At 71.8% G+C, this 15,146-nt stretch carries 15 protein-coding genes and 2 tRNA genes; 8 read left to right on the top strand and 9 right to left on the bottom strand.

Features of this window, described 5'->3' with window-relative positions; all coding sequences use genetic code 11:
• Positions 1–379: 379 nt before the first annotated feature.
• A complete protein-coding gene (locus DAA34_RS07245) occupies positions 380–778 on the bottom strand; it encodes a VOC family protein (protein ID WP_106818247.1) in 399 nt (132 codons plus the stop codon).
• Positions 779–781: 3 nt separating this feature from the next.
• The gene (locus tag DAA34_RS12290; RefSeq protein WP_199847437.1) at positions 782–1,594 is read right to left on the bottom strand and encodes an ArsR/SmtB family transcription factor; all 813 of its coding nucleotides are present in this window, start codon (positions 1,592–1,594) and stop codon (positions 782–784) included.
• 141 nt (positions 1,595–1,735) lie between these two features.
• On the opposite strand from DAA34_RS12290, the gene DAA34_RS07230 reads away from it, so the two are divergent.
• Entirely contained in the window at positions 1,736–1,921 is a 186-nt protein-coding gene (locus DAA34_RS07230; RefSeq protein ID WP_106818246.1) for a hypothetical protein, read from the top strand.
• A 275-nt stretch (positions 1,922–2,196) separates the two neighbouring features.
• Here the strand turns inward: DAA34_RS07230 and tig are convergent, their stop codons facing one another.
• Entirely contained in the window at positions 2,197–3,576 is a 1,380-nt protein-coding gene (tig, locus tag DAA34_RS07225; protein ID WP_106818245.1) for a trigger factor, read from the bottom strand.
• Between the two features lie 104 nt (positions 3,577–3,680).
• On the opposite strand from tig, the gene DAA34_RS07220 reads away from it, so the two are divergent.
• The gene (locus DAA34_RS07220) at positions 3,681–4,772 is read left to right on the top strand and encodes a glycosyltransferase (protein WP_158707665.1); all 1,092 of its coding nucleotides are present in this window, start codon (positions 3,681–3,683) and stop codon (positions 4,770–4,772) included.
• On the opposite strand, the gene DAA34_RS07215 is transcribed toward DAA34_RS07220, so the two are convergent.
• Positions 4,761–4,834, bottom strand: a tRNA-Gly gene (locus tag DAA34_RS07215). The two genes, DAA34_RS07220 and DAA34_RS07215, sit on opposite strands and share 12 nt — an antisense overlap.
• A 75-nt stretch (positions 4,835–4,909) precedes the next feature.
• Here DAA34_RS07215 and DAA34_RS07210 point away from each other — a divergent pair.
• Positions 4,910–4,983: transfer RNA gene (locus tag DAA34_RS07210), tRNA-Pro, on the top strand.
• Here the strand turns inward: DAA34_RS07210 and trmB are convergent.
• From trmB to DAA34_RS07190, 4 genes are read right to left on the bottom strand one after another with little or no spacing between them, the layout of a single operon-like run.
• Positions 4,975–5,691 (bottom strand): tRNA (guanosine(46)-N7)-methyltransferase TrmB, encoded by a 717-nt coding sequence (gene trmB, locus DAA34_RS07205; protein WP_234354156.1) that lies wholly within the window; start codon positions 5,689–5,691, stop codon positions 4,975–4,977. The two genes, DAA34_RS07210 and trmB, sit on opposite strands and share 9 nt — an antisense overlap.
• Positions 5,688–6,794, bottom strand: coding sequence for a PP2C family protein-serine/threonine phosphatase (locus DAA34_RS07200; RefSeq protein WP_106818243.1), 1,107 nt, complete (start codon positions 6,792–6,794; stop codon positions 5,688–5,690). Before DAA34_RS07200 ends, trmB begins: the two co-directional genes overlap by 4 nt.
• A complete protein-coding gene (locus DAA34_RS07195; RefSeq protein ID WP_106818242.1) occupies positions 6,791–7,273 on the bottom strand; it encodes a ribose-5-phosphate isomerase in 483 nt (160 codons plus the stop codon). Before DAA34_RS07195 ends, DAA34_RS07200 begins: the two co-directional genes overlap by 4 nt.
• 19 nt (positions 7,274–7,292) lie before the next feature.
• On the bottom strand, positions 7,293–7,907 hold the full coding sequence (locus tag DAA34_RS07190) for a mycothiol-dependent nitroreductase Rv2466c family protein (RefSeq protein ID WP_106818241.1): 615 nt from the start codon (positions 7,905–7,907) through the stop codon (positions 7,293–7,295).
• Between the two features lie 71 nt (positions 7,908–7,978).
• On the opposite strand from DAA34_RS07190, the gene pepN reads away from it, so the two are divergent.
• The 5 genes from pepN to DAA34_RS07165 are packed head-to-tail and all read left to right on the top strand — an operon-like array spanning position 7,979 to position 14,340.
• The gene (gene pepN, locus DAA34_RS07185; protein ID WP_106818240.1) at positions 7,979–10,531 is read left to right on the top strand and encodes an aminopeptidase N; all 2,553 of its coding nucleotides are present in this window, start codon (positions 7,979–7,981) and stop codon (positions 10,529–10,531) included.
• Positions 10,528–11,445, top strand: a complete 918-nt coding sequence (locus tag DAA34_RS07180; protein ID WP_106818239.1) for a mechanosensitive ion channel family protein — start codon at positions 10,528–10,530, stop codon at positions 11,443–11,445. Before pepN ends, DAA34_RS07180 begins: the two co-directional genes overlap by 4 nt.
• Positions 11,442–11,873 (top strand): globin, encoded by a 432-nt coding sequence (locus DAA34_RS07175; protein ID WP_106818238.1) that lies wholly within the window; start codon positions 11,442–11,444, stop codon positions 11,871–11,873. The genes DAA34_RS07180 and DAA34_RS07175 overlap by 4 nt, the downstream gene beginning before the upstream one ends.
• Positions 11,870–13,513 carry a glycoside hydrolase family 13 protein gene (locus tag DAA34_RS07170; RefSeq protein ID WP_106818237.1) on the top strand — a complete coding sequence of 548 codons (1,644 nt, stop codon included), beginning with the start codon at positions 11,870–11,872 and terminating at the stop codon, positions 13,511–13,513. Before DAA34_RS07175 ends, DAA34_RS07170 begins: the two co-directional genes overlap by 4 nt.
• Positions 13,510–14,340 carry a glycerophosphodiester phosphodiesterase gene (locus tag DAA34_RS07165; protein WP_106818236.1) on the top strand — a complete coding sequence of 277 codons (831 nt, stop codon included), beginning with the start codon at positions 13,510–13,512 and terminating at the stop codon, positions 14,338–14,340. The genes DAA34_RS07170 and DAA34_RS07165 overlap by 4 nt, the downstream gene beginning before the upstream one ends.
• Positions 14,341–14,343: 3 nt before the next feature.
• Here the strand turns inward: DAA34_RS07165 and DAA34_RS12285 are convergent, their stop codons facing one another.
• On the bottom strand, positions 14,344–15,144 hold the full coding sequence (locus DAA34_RS12285; RefSeq protein WP_234354155.1) for an inositol monophosphatase family protein: 801 nt from the start codon (positions 15,142–15,144) through the stop codon (positions 14,344–14,346).
• Positions 15,145–15,146 lie beyond the last annotated feature (2 nt).

The raw sequence follows: 15,146 nt of genomic DNA, 5'->3' as shown, positions 1-15,146 counted from the left end.
GCCGTACGGGCCTGTCCGGTGTCCTTGTCGGTCCACCGGCTGGTCTCGACGTTGCCAAGGACGATGACGCGTTGCAGTGACCACAGATGAGGAGCGAAGCGCGCTGGTGGCGCCGCGGTTCTACGACGAGCTTTCGCAAGAGCGTGCAGCTGGGGATGAAGAGCCCGGTGGCGCCCTTCATGGATCCTCCTCGCGTTAATGACGGGCCGCAGTCAGCGGCCACCGCCCATTGGACGCAGAGCCACGCGAGAACTCATCGCTGGGCCCGCTCGCTCACTCGGATACGCCTGTGCGAAAGGTGTCGAACCTGCGGGCGCGTCAGATAGACGTGCACCTCCCGGTCTGTGCTCCGCGTGCATTCACACCCACCCGAGCCGGGCTAGAGTTCGCCGGATCGAGAGCCTGCAATCTGGATGAGGTTTCCGCACGTGTCGTCGAACACGGCAGTCGTCGTCGCGCCCATCTTGGTCGGTGGCTGAGTAAAGAGCACGTCGCGGTTGCGCAGCCGCTCGTACTCAGCCTGGACGTCGCGCACGAGAAACTGGGCAGCCGGGATCCCGTCTGCCACCAGTGCTTCCCGGTAGGGCGGTACCGCTGGGTGCGCTACGGGCTCGAGCAAAAGTTCGACACCCTGTGGGTTGTCACGGGAGACGACGGTGATCCAACGGTGTTCACCCGCGGGTTCGTCGACCTTCTTCACGAAGCCAAGAATCTCGGTGTAGAAGGTCACCGCAGCGGCTTGGTCATCGACAAACACGCTGGTGATGGCGATCCTCACGCGTCACCCCCCGCTGACGGGGAGGTTCTGTGCTGCCCACTCTCGCCCCGGCGTCGGGTCGACCCCGAAGCGCTCGGCGTAACGCTCATGGATCTCGGTCCAACGCCTGTGGGCCTGCTCATCGGAGACGTACTCACCATCGAGATGCGGCTCGAGCCGGGAGAGGTAGATCTCCCAACCGGCTGCCGTCTGCGCCGATGGGAGGTCGTCGATGACGTGAGTAAAAACCAGGCGGGTCCTGTCACCCTCTCTCGTCAGTTCGAAACTCTGTGGCTGGTCAGCGAAGACCCAGGTCAATATGTGCGGCGCTTCGACCTGCGTCACCTCGACAGACATCCCGCCAAGGTCAACTACTTCGCCCTCGGCGGGTGTCCAGTCTGCAGCGCCGGGAAAGACGCGGCCCAGTTCAGAGGGCGTGCTGACCGCCTGCCACACGCGTTCGATGGGGTGGCTGAGCGATAGTTCGAACCGCAGCGACGGCCGCCCGTCGATGCTCTCGAGAGTTCCGTGCGTCAGTGCTTCGGTCATGGGCGTTCCTTCTGCTTTCTCGCGGGGTGGCCATCGGTCGGTGATCGTGCGCAGCGGGGCAGTGTCGATGGAGTGAAACTTGTACCGCCCCTCCTTGGTCGCTTTCACCAGCCCGGCCGCCTGCAACACCTCCAGGTGCTGTGAGACGGCTTGGCGTGAAGAAGTGAGGCCGTGTCTCGAGGCCAAGCGGCCGCAGAGCTCGAACAGTGTCTGCCGATCCCGCTCAAGGAGTTCGTCGAGGATGGTCCGCCGAGTGGAATCGGCCAGAGCCTTGTACACGTCGCTCACACCGCAAGATAGGCAAGCGATCACTTGCATGTCAATGTGCTGCGGCCAGATCGCGGCGAGTGGCGCGGTGGGCGTATGACTTAGGCGCTCTCGCCCGTCTGCCACTTTTGCGTACGTCGGAGCCACTGAGAAGGAGACGCGATGATTGCGCTCGGTCTGCAGGCCCTCGCCGCTGCTCTCACGCTCGCCGTGTGGAGCATGATCCGTGACGAGGCGGGCGGAAATCGCGACCGGCTCTCGTACCGCGGCGCTAAGCACGCGGTGGAGGCGATGATTGCCCTCGGGGTCACCGGCATCCTTCTCCTCGTCGCCGGGGTGTATCGGTGAGCAATAGGGGGGGCGCCGCGATGACGATTCGACGGCCTTACGGAACCATCTGTCAGCTCTGCGATCACCCTGGAGCACTGCACCGCTCACCCGCCCCTGAAACCGCGCTCTTCGCGTGCTCTGTGACCGGGTGTGAGTGCCAGGCGTCTGCATCGGATCAGCTGCCGCTGACCAAGGCGGCATTTCTCAGGCGCTGGCCGGACTGGCCGGCGCCGCTCGAGCGGTTGTTCGGTGGGCCGTCTCAGTGACCACGGACGATCGCGTCCGGGGGTGGGTCACTCCTGCTCGGCACCTGCGCCGGGCTGCGCGTCACCCTCGCCGTCGGACGGCTGCTCGACCTCAGACACCTGCTCGGTGCCGGCGTCCGCGGTCTCATCGTCCTGGTCTGCGTCCGGGACGAGGTCGTCGAGGTCGATCGGCGTCCCCTCGGTGTCGACGACCGAGACGCCGTCGAGCACGGCGGCCAGGCCCTTGCGGCGCGCCACCTCGCCCATCATCGCGGGGATCTGGTCCTGCTGGTCGATGAGCTGGGCGAACTGGTTGGGGTCCATCCCGTACTGCTGGGCCTGCATGAGCAGGTACTCGACGAGCTCCTGCTGGCCGACCTCGATCTCCTCGACGCGGACGATCTCGTCGAGGAGGAACTGGGTCCGGATGGCCTTGCGGGTGTTCTCCTCGACCTCGGCGCGGTGCTCTGCGTCGTCCGCACGACCCTCGCCCTCGAGGTGGTTCTTCACCTCGTCCTCGACGATCGACTCGGGGACCGCGATCTCCGTCTGCTCGAGGAGCGCGTCGAGGAGACGGTCCCGGGCCTGGAGACCCTGCTCGAACTTCTTCTGCTGCTCGGCCTGCGCGGTCAGGTCGGCACGCAGCTCCTCGACGGTGTCGAACTCGGAGGCCATCGACGCGAAGTCGTCGTCGACCTCGGGCAGCTCACGGACCTTGACCGACTGGACGGCGACGGTGCAGTCGGCGTCCTTGCCAGCGTGCTCGCCGCCAGCGAGGGGCGCCGTGAAGTCCTTGGACTCGCCCTTGGCGAGGCCGACGAGCGCCTCGTCGAGGCCCTCGAGCATCGTCTTGCTGCCGACCTCGTACGAGATGCCCTCGACGGAGTCGATCTCCTCACCGTCGATGGAGGCCGTGAGGTCGATGGAGACGAAGTCGCCGTCCTCGACGGCGCGGTCGACGCCGGTGAGGGAGCCGAAGCGCTCGCGCAGGTCGGTCATCCGGGCCTCGACGTCCTCGTCCGAGACGGTCACCGGGTCGACCTCGATCGTCATCGACGCGTAGGCGGGCAGGGTGATCTCGGGGCGGACGTCGACCGCGACGGTGAACGTCAGCTGCGTGGAGTCCTCGAGCGGGACCTCCGTGACGTCGACCTCGGGCTGGCCGATCGGCTGGAGCTCGTTCTCCGCCGCAGCCTGCGCCCAGAACTCGGGGAGCGCGGCGTTCACGGCCTCCTGCATGACGGCGCCCTTGCCGACGCGCTGCTCGATCAGCCGGCTGGGCACCTTGCCCGCACGGAAGCCCGGGACCTGGATCTGCTGGCCGATGGACTTCAGGGCGTCGTCGACGTACGGCTTCAGCTCCTCCTCGGGGACCTCGACGGTCATCGTGACCCGGGTCGGGCTGATCTTCTCGACGCTGCTCTTCACGTTCGGGCGCTCCAGGATTCGGTTCGGTGGGACGGCACGGTTCCGATCGAGTCTAGGGCAGGGCGAAGGTGCGACCCGCCGGGCCCGCGGGTAGAAACGGGGTCGTGAATCCACCGCCGGGCCGACGCGTCGCCGTCCACAAGCGCGACTGGCTCCCCCCGTCGGAGACCTTCAGGCGGAACCAGACGGACGCGTGCACCCGGTGGGAGGTCGAGTGCACGGGGTTCCGGCGGGTCGAGTCGGCGCTGGCGCGGGAGAGCGACGTCATCCTCGAGGGCCCCGAGGACCTGCGGGACCGGTGGTCTGCCACCCCGCCCGACCTGGTCCACGTGCACTGGGCGACGGAGGCGATCGACGTGCTGCCGGTCGTCCGTCAGCTGGGCATGCCCCTCGTTGTCACGGTGCACGGCATGGACGTCACCCGGGCGCTGCGCTGGCCCGGCACCCGAGGCGATCGCGCCCGGACGGGGGTCCCTCAGGTGCTGCGGTCCGCCGACGCCGTGGTCGCGCCGTCCCACTTCCTCGCCGGGCGGGCCGCCGCTGCGGGAGCGCCGAGCGAGTCGATCCGGGTCCTGCCGATCGGGATCCCCGTGCCGGAGCGGGTCGCGCGGGAGCCCGACGTCGACCTCATCTTCGTCGGTCGGCTCATCCCGCTCAAGGGCGGGGTCCACCTCGTCCGGTGCGCCGCGGCCGCCGCCCAGGCGCTCGGCCGGCCGGTGACGGTCCGGGTGATCGGCGACGGGCCGGAACGAGCAGCCATCGAACGCACGGCGGCCGAGCTCGACGTGCCCCTCGACCTGACGGGGCTGGTGCCGCCGCAGGACGTCCCCGGGCTCATGGCGAGCGGCCGGGTCTTCGTCGGGTTGTCCCGCGTGGACGAGGAGGGTGCTCGCGAAGGGTTCGGGATGACGTTCCTCGAGGCGGCGGCCCAGGCTCGGCCGGTCGTCGCGTACGACAGCGGCGGGGTCGGTGAGGCCGTGCAGCACGGGGTGACGGGGTTGCTCGCGGCCGAGGGGCACGAGGAGGAGGCCGCCCGCCACGTCGTCCGGCTGCTGGGCGATGGCGAGCTCCGGACCCGGATGGGCGAGGCAGGACGGGTCCGTGTCGAACGGTCCTTCGACATCGCCCGCCGAACGGCCGCCCTCGAGGACCTGTACGACACCGTGGCGGCCGGAGCACGTCGGTGGAGCGGGTGACGGGAATCGAACCCGCGTAGCCAGTTTGGAAGACTGGGGCTCTACCATTGAGCTACACCCGCGCGCTGCCGGATGACCCGGCGAGGCACGCGGGTACTGTACTCGCTGCCCCCTGCCGCTCGCGGCGGACGGGGCTGCGGGCTGTGGCGCAGCTTGGTAGCGCGCCTGCTTTGGGAGCAGGATGTCGCAGGTTCAAATCCTGTCAGCCCGACCGATGTGCCAGGCGCCGGTCCCGGCGCACGCGGGCCTCGAGGTCGACGATCGTCCGCCCGGCGTCGATCCCCTTCTGCTCGAAACCGTCCGTCGGTCGCCAGTCCGGGCGGACCCCTTCGATCACGTCGAAGCCGCCGTGCGCGGCGAGCTGCTCCCGCGCGTGCTCTGCGTACACGGCGTGGTCGGTCGCGATCCGCAGCACACCCTGCTCGCCCAGCCGGCTGGCGACGAGGTCGAGCGTTCGCTGCTGGACGAAGCGCCGCTTGGCGTGACGCTTCTTCGGCCAGGGATCGGGGAAGAACAGGTGGATCGCGGCGAGGGAGGACGGCGCGACGTCGTCCTCGAGGACCTCGATGCCATCACCGCGTCGGACGCGGAGGTTGCCCGGCACGCCCCGCTCCTGCGCGGCCGCCATCATCCTGGCGATGCCCGGGACGTGGACGTCGATCGCGACGATGTCGTGCTCGGGATGAGCGAGCGCGTACCCGATGGCGGCTGCCCCGTGGCCGCACCCGATCTCGACGACCAGCGGGGCGCTGCGCCCGAACACGGCCACCGGGTCGATCGGGCCCGCCGGCACCTCGTACCGGGGCATGAGCGTGTCCATGCGTTCCTGCGTCAACGGGGACAGGCGGAACCGCGGGGTGAACGTCCGGACGGTCGACCGTGGACGCTCGGCGGGGGGCAGGGAGGGGCGCTCGCTCACCGCGGAAGGGTAGACCGGTGGAGGACGACGGCGGCGCGGTCATCGGCCTCCCCCGTGGGCGCGGTCCGCACGAGCTGATCCGCGAGCCCGGCGAAGTCACGCGACGCCTCGATCTGCGCGCAGAGCCAGGCCGTCCCCGCCTCGATGCCCCCGCCGGGCATCTCGACGAGGCCGTCCGTGTGCAGCACGACCGTCGCGCCGGGCGGGAGGTCGATGTCGATCCGGGGAAAGCCGGCGCCGGGGATCACCCCGAGCAGCGGTCCGCCCGGGCCCGCCAGCACCTCGGGGGGGCCGCCCACCCCGGTCTGCAGCACCGCCGGCGGGTGTCCGGCGCGTCGGACGGCCCCGCTCCCGGTGCGCAGGTGGAGCTCGAGGTGGATGGCCGTGGCGAACCCGTCCTGCCACTCCTCGGCGAGGAGATAGTCGTTCGCCGCCGGGAGGATGGCGTCGGGAGCCACCGCGCCGAGCAGGCCACCGAGGGCCGCCTGCAGCTGCAGGGCTCGGGCTGTGGCGTCGACGCCCTTGCCCGACACGTCGACGACGAGGACCTGCAGCCGCGACCCGCCCCTGTCGAGGTGGGTGACGACGAGGTCACCGCTGAACCCGTGCCCGTACGCCGAGCGCGCGGCGTGACCACCCACCCACCCGGGCGGGAGCTGCGGCAGCTGGCCACGCCGACGCAGGCGATCGCGCAGGTCGACGAGGAGGTGCTCGCTCCGCACGCCGCCGAGCCCCAGCTCGACGCGCGCCGCGGACACCGGGGCCATGATCGCCAGGACGCCCAGGACGCCGATCGACCCCAGCAGCAGGTGCGGGTGGGCACCACCGTGGTCGAGGACGACCCAGCCCACGGCCGCGAGGACGACGGCGTCGACGAGGACGAGGCGCCCGCCGGACAGGAAGAGGCCGGCGAGGACGACGATCGGCGTGAGCAGGGCGACAGCCATCGCGGCGGGGAAGGCGATCGTGACCACGACGACGGGGACGGTCGCGAGGGCGGCACCCGCCGCTGCGAGGTCCTGCCGGACCAGGTCGGGGCGTCCCGACCGCCGTCCCGCAAGGCCGATCCGGCCACGCCCCGGGACGCCGGGTGGGTGCGTCACTGCGGCAGCGGCGGCAGGGTCCCGTCGGCCTCGTAGGCGCCGACCATGTCGATCCGGCGCTGGTGGCGCTCCTCGCCCGTGAACTCCGTCGTGAGGAAGACACCGACCATCTCGATCGCGACCTCGACCGACTGCATCCGGCCGCCGATGGAGATCACCTGCGCGTCGTTGTGCTCCCGCGCGAGCCGGGCGAGCTCGGTGTCGTAGCAGAGGGCGGCCCGGATACCGGCGACCTTGTTGGCCGCCATCTGCTCTCCGTTGCCGGAGCCGCCGAGGACGATGCCACGGGCCTCGGTCCCGGCGGCGAGGTCGTCCCGGAGGGCCTCGGCGGCGCGCAGGACGAACACGGGGTAGTCGTCGAGCGGGTCGAGGGTGTGCGGCCCGTGGTCGACGACCTCGTGCCCAGCGGCCCGCAGGTGCTCGACGAGGGCCTGGTGGAGGTCGAAGGCGGCGTGGTCTCCACCGATGTGGACGCGCATGGGTGTGGTTCTCCTCGGGTCAGGCGGTGATGATCGGGCCGCGGTCGCGGGTGCGCTTCAGCTCGTAGAAGCCGTCCGTCCCGGCAAGGAGGACGCACCCGTCCCACAGGCGGCCGGCCGCCTCGCCCTCGGGCGCCGGCGTGACGACCGGGCCGAAGAAGGCGTCTCCGTCGACCGAGATCGTGGGGGTGCCGACGTCCGCCCCGACGAGGTCGACGACGCGGTCCCGGCGCTCGCGCAGGACGGCGTCGAGCGACTCGTCCTGCGCCGCGTCGGCCAGGGACTCCGGCAGGCCCGCCTCGGTGAGCGCCTCGCGGCAGACGGCCTCGACGTCGTCCCGACGCTCCTCGACGTGGATGCGGCGTCCGAGCGCCTCGTAGAGCGGGAGCGCGACGCCGTCCCCGCCCTCGCGGATCGCCGCGGCCACGACGCGTCCGTACCGGCGGGCGGTCTGCATGAGCTCGCCGTGGTCGGCGGGGAGGTCCTGGTCCTCGTTGAGGGCCGCCAGGGACATCTGGGTCCACGTGACGTCGACCTCCCGCACCTGCTCCACGTGGCGCATCCAGCGGGACGCCATCCACGCCCACGGGCAGACCGGGTCGAAGAAGAACTCTGCACTGCTGCGCTGCGACATGGCACCGATCCTCTCAGACACCGCGTGAAAGGATGTGATGCGTCCCACGAGGCAGACGCGAAGGAGCATCGGTGACCGACCCCAACATCACTCGGGACGAGGCAGGAGCGCGCGCCGCGCTGCTCGACGTCACGTCGTACGCGGTCGAGCTCGACCTCACGACCTCGGAGACGACCTTCCGGACCGTCTCGACCGTGACCTTCACCTGCCGGGAGCCGGGGGCGGACACCTTCATCGACTTCATCGGCGAGTCCGTCGAGGCGATCACGCTCAACGACCGTTCGATCGACCCGGCCGAGGCCTTCACCGGGACCCGCATCCGCCTGGCCGACCTCGGGCCCGAGAACACCCTGCGGGTCGAGGCGACCGGCACGTACATGAACACCGGTGAGGGGCTGCACCGCTTCGTCGACCCAGCGGACGGCGAGGTGTACCTCTACACGCAGTTCGAGGTCGCCGACTGCCGCCGGATGTTCGCCGTCTTCGAGCAGCCCGACCTCAAGGCGACCTTCGCCTTCACGGTCACCGCACCCGCGCACTGGCAGGTCCTGTCGAACACGGCGACGCCCGAGCCGCAGCGCATCGACGACTCCCGCGCGACGTGGGCGTTCGAGCCCACGGAGCGCATCTCCTGCTACATCACCGCGCTCGTCGCCGGCCCCTACGACGTCGTGCGCGACGAGCTCGTCTCCGGCGGTCGGACGATCCCGCTCGGCGTCTTCTGCCGCAGGTCGCTCACCCGGTACCTCGACGCCGACGAGATCATCGACGTCACCAAGCGAGGCTTCGCGTTCTTCGAGCGCGAGTTCGACCACCCCTACCCGTTCTCCAAGTACGACCAGGTCTTCACGCCGGAGTACAACGCGGGGGCGATGGAGAACGCCGGCTGCGTCACGTACAACGAGATCTACGTCTTCCGCTCGCGGGTGCCCGAGGCGATCGTCGAGCGCCGGGCGCTGACGATCCTCCACGAGCTGGCCCACATGTGGTTCGGCAACCTCGTGACGATGCGCTGGTGGAACGACCTGTGGCTCAACGAGTCCTTCGCCGAGTGGGCGTCGACGACGGCACAGGCCGAGGCCACCCGCTGGAGCGACGCGTGGACGACCTTCGCCACGAGCGAGAAGGCCTGGGCCTACCGGCAGGACCAGCTGAGCTCGACCCACCCGGTCGTCGCGCCCATCCGTGATCTGCAGGACGTCCTTGTCAACTTCGACGGCATCACGTACGCCAAGGGCGCGTCCGCGCTCAAGCAGCTCGTCGCATGGGTGGGCCGCGAGGCCTTCGTCGAGGGTCTGCGCTCGTACTTCCGCGCCCACGCGTGGCGCAACACGACCCTCGACGACCTCCTCGACGAGATCGAGAAGTTCTCCGACCGCGACCTGCGGGCGTGGAGCGCAGCGTGGCTCGAGACCGCCGGGGTCAACACGCTCCGCCCGGTCGTCGAGGTCGACGAGCAGGGTCGGTACTCCTCCGTCGTCGTCGAGCAGACGCACGCGCCCGACCTCCCCACGCTGCGACCGCACCGGATCGCCGTCGGCGCCTACCGCCTGCGCGACGGCCGTCTCGAGCGGACGGAGCGGGTCGAGATCGACGTCGTCGGCGAGCGGACGGAGGTGCCCGGGCTCGTCGGGGTCGAGCAGCCCGACCTGCTCCTCGTCAACGACGACGACCTGTCCTACGCCAAGGTCCGCCTGGACGCGCGCTCCCTGACGACGGCCACCGAGCACGTCGCGGCGTTCACCGAGTCGCTCCCGGCCTCGCTCGTCCTCGCCAGCGCGTGGGACATGACGCGCGACGCCGAGCTCCCCGGCCGCCAGTTCGTCGACCTCGTCCTCGGCGCGCTGCCGACCGTGACCGACAGCACCCTGCTGCGCACCCTCCTGCAGCAGCTGTCGACGACGGTCCTCACGTACTCCGACCCCGCGTCCCGGGACGACCTGCGGGCCCGCGTCCGCGACGCGCTCGAGGCCCTCGCCCGCACCGCCGAGCCGGGCAACGACGCGCAGCTCCAGCTCGTCGGCGCCTGGGCCGGCCTCCTCGAGCCGGGTGACGAGACCGCACTGGCCGCGGGCCTGCTCGACGGCTCGGCGCAGCTGCCCGGGCTCGTGGTCGACACCGACATGCGCTGGCGTCTGCTCGCCGCCCTCGCCGCCGCGGGCGCTGCGGACGAGGACCGGATCGCGCAGGAGGCCGACGGCGACCGGACCGCGACGGGTCAGGAGTGGGCGGCGCTGTGCCGCGCGGCCCGGCCGACCGCCGAGGCGAAGACCACGGCGTGGGAGTCGGTCGCCGCTGCTGGCGCGTCCGTGTCCAACTCCGTCGTCATGCAGACCGGCCTCGGGCTCACCCGTACCCGTGACGAGGCCCTCCTGCGGCCGTTCGCCGAGCGCTACCTCGACGAGATCTCCGGGGTGTGGGGCTCGCGCACGCACGCCATCGCGGAGGCGGTCGTCGAGTACTTCTACCCGATGGCCCTCGCCGACGCCCGCCTGCTCGACGACACGCAGGCGTGGCTCGACACGCACCCCGATGCGCCCGCCGGCCTGCGACGGCTCGTCGCGGAGAAGCGTGACGCGGTGACCCGAGCCCTGCGCGCGCAGGAGCGGGACGCGACGACGTGATCGGGGCCGTCAGCCTCGGCGCCACCCTGGAGGAGCTCCAGCGGTGGGGCGGATCGACGCCTGCGCGGATCGTCGTCGTGGCCGTCGTCGCCCTCGTCGCCCGGGCCTTCGCCGTCGGTGCCATCCGCCGGGTCGTCGACCAGGCCGTGCGCCGGAGCACCGAGCACCGGAGCGACGGGGGCGGACGCGGCACGCTGGGCCTCGAGGTCTCGGAGCGAGCCCGTCAGCGGACCCTGACGATGGGCTCCCTCCTGCGGAGCATCGTCACGTTCGTCATCGGATCGATCGCGATCCTCACGATCCTCGACCTGCTCGGGGTGCCGCTGCGCCCCCTGCTCGCCTCCGCGGGCGTGGCGGGCGTGGCTCTCGGATTCGGCGCCCAGTCCCTCGTCAAGGACTTCCTCGCCGGGGTGTTCATGATGCTCGAGGACCAGTACGGGGTCGGCGACGTCATCGACACCGGCGAGGCGATCGGCACCGTCGAGGAGGTGTCGCTGCGGGTGACGCGACTGCGGGACGCCAACGGGGTCATCTGGTACGTCCGCAACGGCGAGATCGTCCGGATCGCCAACCGCAGCCAGGGGTGGTCCACCGCCCTCGTCGACGTCCCCGTGTCGTACCAGGCCGACATCGACGAGGCGATCGACGTCGTCGGCGCCGTGGTCCACGACCTGGCCACCGACGGTACCTGGGGGGAGCTGCTCATCGAGGAGCCCGAGGTGCTCGGGGTCGAGGCCGTCGGCGGCGGCACGGTGACGATCCGGGTGCTGGCCAAGTGCCTCCCCGACAAGCACTGGGGCGTCCAGCGCGCGATCCGCCGACGGTGCAAGGAGGCTCTCGACGCCGCCGGCATCGCCGGGCCCCCGGCCTTCGCCCCACCGACCACGTCCACGTCCACCGGAGGACCCGCATGAGCCAGGCACCCGACCCTCGGGAGCTCTACGACCGTGTCGGCGGCCACGAGACCTTCGTCGCCCTCGTCCGCGGGTTCTACGAGGGCGTCGCCACGGACGAGCCGCTCCGGGCGCTGTACCCCGAGGAGGACCTCGCCCCCGCGCAGGAGCGGCTGCTGCTCTTCCTCGAGCAGTACTTCGGCGGACCGCGGACCTACTCCGAGCGACGGGGCCACCCGCGGCTGCGCCTGCGGCACATGCCGTTCGCCGTGTCCCCCGACATGCGACGCCGGTGGATGGCGCACATGCTCGCCTCGCTCGACCGGCTCGACATCGGCGCCGAGGACAAGGCGCTCATGGCCGAGTACTTCGACCGGGCGGCGACGATGCTCGTCAACACGACCGACGACGGGCCGGCGCCGGGCCTGCCCGAGGGGGTGCAGCTGTGAGCGACTGGTGGCGGGACGCGGTCATCTATCAGGTGTACCCGCGGTCCTGGGCGGACGCCGACGGGGACGGGATAGGCGACCTGCGAGGCATCGCGGCCCGGCTGCCCCACCTCGTCGAGCTGGGCGTCGACGCCGTGTGGTTCTCGCCGTTCTACCGCTCGCCGCAGCACGACGCGGGGTACGACGTCGCCGACTACCGCGACGTCGACCCGGTCTTCGGCACGCTGGCGGACGTCGACGCCGTGCTGCGCGAGGCCGCGGAGCTGGGGATCAAGGTCATCGTCGACCTCGTCCCGAACCACACCTCCTCCGAGCACCCGTGGTTCCGCGAGGCGCTCGCCAGCCCGCCCGGCAGCCCGGCGCGCGAGCGATACGTCTTCCGCGACGGGAAGGGCCCCGACGGGGCCCAGCCACCGAACGACTGGCGCTCGGTCTTCGGCGGGCAGGCGTGGACCCGACTCACGGGTCCCGACGGCGCGCCGGAGCAGTGGTACCTCCACCTCTTCGACACGACGCAGCCCGACCTCAACTGGGAGCATCCGCAGGTCCGGGCGGAGTTCGAGTCGATCATCGACTTCTGGCTCGACCGCGGCGTCGCCGGCTTCCGGGTCGACGTCGCGCACTCGCTCGTCAAGGCCGAGGGCCTGCCCGACTTCCCCGACGCCCCGGCCGTCGTCGCGGGCTCGGTCGAGCAGGCTCCGTACTTCGACCAGGACGGGGTCCACGAGATCTACCGTCGGTGGCGGGCGCTCCTGGACGCCCGTGGCGAGCCGGCCAGGATCATGTGCGCCGAGGCGTGGGTGACGCCCGCCGAGCGGGCCGCCCGGTACATCCGCCCGGACGAGTTCCACCAGGCCTTCAACTTCGACATCCTCGAGTGCCCGTGGCGGGCGGAGCACCTGCGGACGACGATCGCCGACTCGCTCGCAGCCACGTCGTCGGTGGGGGCGTCGGCGACGTGGGTGCTGAGCAACCACGACGTGGTCCGGCACGCCTCGCGGCTCGGCCTGCCCCCGGGCACGCCCCGGCCGCAGGGGATCGGTCCTGGCGATCCGAGGCCCGACCCGGTCGCGGGGCTCGCCCGGGCACGCGCGGCGACCCTGCTCGTCCTGTCCCTGCCCGGGGCGGCCTACCTCTACCAGGGCGAGGAGCTCGGTCTCCCCGAGGCGATGGACCTGCCCCCCGAGGTCCGGCAGGACCCGATCTTCGAGCGCAGCGGAGGGACGGACGCCGGTCGGGACGGCTGCCGGGTCCCCATGGCCTGGGAGGCGGACGCGCCGGCTCTGGGGTTCAGCCCGAGCGGGGCGTCGTGGCTGCCCCAGCCGCACGAGTACCGCGACCTCGCCGTCGACCGGCAGCGCGGGGTCGCTGGGACGACGTACGAGATGTACCGGGCCGCGCTGCGGATCCGGCGGGAGACCGGGCTCGGCTCGGCGGCGATCACGCCGCTCGATCTCGGCCCGGACGTCGTCGCCTACGAGCACGCCTGCCCGGACGGGGTCGTCCTCGGCGTGACGAACCTGGGCGCCGAACCCGTGGACCTGCCCGACGGCGAGGTGCTCCTGCGCTCGGACACCGGGACGGCCCAGGGCCCGGCGCACGTCGGCACCGACGTCACGGTCTGGGTCCGGCGGGAATGAGCCGACCGGCGACGTCGTACCCCCGGCGGGCGGAGGACCACCCGTGGTTCGAGACCGCCGGTCCGATCGGGCTGGCGCACCGCGGGGGCGCGCTCCATCCGGCCAACGCCGGACGGGAGAACACCCTCGCGGCCTTCCGGACGGCGGTCGACCTCGGCTACCGGTACCTCGAGACGGACGTCCATGCGACGGCCGACGGGACGCTCGTCGCCTTCCACGACACCGTCCTCGACCGGGTCACCGATCGCGCCGGCGCGATCGCGGACCTGCCGTGGTCGCGGGTGCGCGAGGCATCCGTCGGCGGCGAACCCGTGCCGACCATGGACGCCGTGCTCGAGGAGCTCCCCGACGCCCGCTTCAACGTCGATGTCAAGGACGACCGCGCCGTCGACCCGCTCGTGGACTGCCTCCGGCGTCACGACGCGCTCGACCGGGTGTGCGTCGCCTCGTTCTCCGACCGCCGGCTGCGGCGGGTGCGCGCCGCCCTCGGGCCGCGGGTCGCGACCTCGGCCGGGCCGATCGGGGTCGGCGTCACGCGGCTGACGCCCCGGCTGCTCGACCGGTGGCTGCGCTCCCCCGCGCTCGCCCTGCAGATCCCGACCCACCAGCGGATCCCGCTGCGCGGCGGGCGGCCGCTGACGATCGAGCTGGTGACGGACCGCCTCGTGCGCCGGGCCCACGCGGCGGGGCGGCACGTCCACGTGTGGACCATCGACGACCGCGACGAGATGCACCGCCTGCTGGACCTCGGTGTCGACGGGATCGTCAGCGACCGGATCGAGGTCCTCGCGGACGTGCTCGCCGAGCGCGGCGCACCGTTGCGCTGAGGATCAGCCGGCCTCGAGGGCGCGCCGGAGGTCGGCGACGGCGCTGGGGGTGCCCGCCAGGTGCCACGGATGACCTGCGACGTCGACGACGTCGGTCGATCCCCCGGCACCCTCGACGAGCGCCTTGCCGGGCAGCCAGTCCCACTCGAGCACGTCCGGCTGCGCCCAGGCACCGATCCGCCCGGCCGCGACGGCGGCGAGCTCGCACGACCCCGAGCCGAGCATCCGCATCGTCGCCGCTCCGCGGGTCGCTGCGAGCCACGGCTCCCGGATCGACGGGTCGGCGATCCGTGCCGGATGGAGGTAGGTCGCGAGGCACACTGCGGACAGGGGTGCGTCCTCGAGCGGGGGCACCGCGACGCCCCTCTCGAAGGTCCCCGCGCCCCGGACGGCGAGCCAGGACTCCCCTGCACCGCGGTGCTCCACCGCCCCGACGAGCACCCCGTCGGCGTCCCGCAGGGCGAGCGCGCTGCACCAGTAGAGGGTGCCGGTGGCGAAGTTGTAGGTTCCGTCGACCGGGTCGATCACCCACGTCCGTCCGCTGCGGGACGGACGCGTGGTCCCTTCTTCGCCGACGACCCCGTCCTCGGGCCGCAGCCGGGTGAGGGCGTCGACGACGAGCCGCTCGGCGGCCACGTCCGCCTCGGTGACGAGGTCCGCGAGGTTCTCCTTCGTGCGCGCGGAGACCCCCTCGGCGCGCATCCGGGCGGCACGCGCCGCAGCCTGGCCGACGAGCGCCGCGGCGAGCGCGGCGTCGTCGAGCCCCACGAGGTCCGGGGCGCTGCGGGTCGGGTCGTCGGCCACGG

Origin of the sequence: Janibacter massiliensis (assembly GCF_900289115.1) — a bacterium.
In the GTDB taxonomy this organism is placed as follows: Bacteria; Actinomycetota; Actinomycetes; order Actinomycetales; family Dermatophilaceae; genus Janibacter_A; species Janibacter_A massiliensis.
The sequence above is the reverse complement of the archived record's forward strand: the minus strand, read 5'-3'. Positions and strand labels throughout refer to the sequence as shown.

Excerpts from the sequence above, each read along its gene's own strand:
- DAA34_RS07230 (WP_106818246.1), top strand. The coding sequence starts at position 1,736 with ATGATTGCGCTCGGTCTGCAGGCCCTCGCCGCTGCTCTCACGCTCGCC.
- DAA34_RS07190 (WP_106818241.1), bottom strand. The coding sequence starts at position 7,907 with ATGTCGCAGCGCAGCAGTGCAGAGTTCTTCTTCGACCCGGTCTGCCCG.
- DAA34_RS07195 (WP_106818242.1), bottom strand. The coding sequence starts at position 7,273 with ATGCGCGTCCACATCGGTGGAGACCACGCCGCCTTCGACCTCCACCAG.
- DAA34_RS07175 (WP_106818238.1), top strand. The coding sequence starts at position 11,442 with ATGAGCCAGGCACCCGACCCTCGGGAGCTCTACGACCGTGTCGGCGGC.
- DAA34_RS07165 (WP_106818236.1), top strand. The coding sequence starts at position 13,510 with ATGAGCCGACCGGCGACGTCGTACCCCCGGCGGGCGGAGGACCACCCG.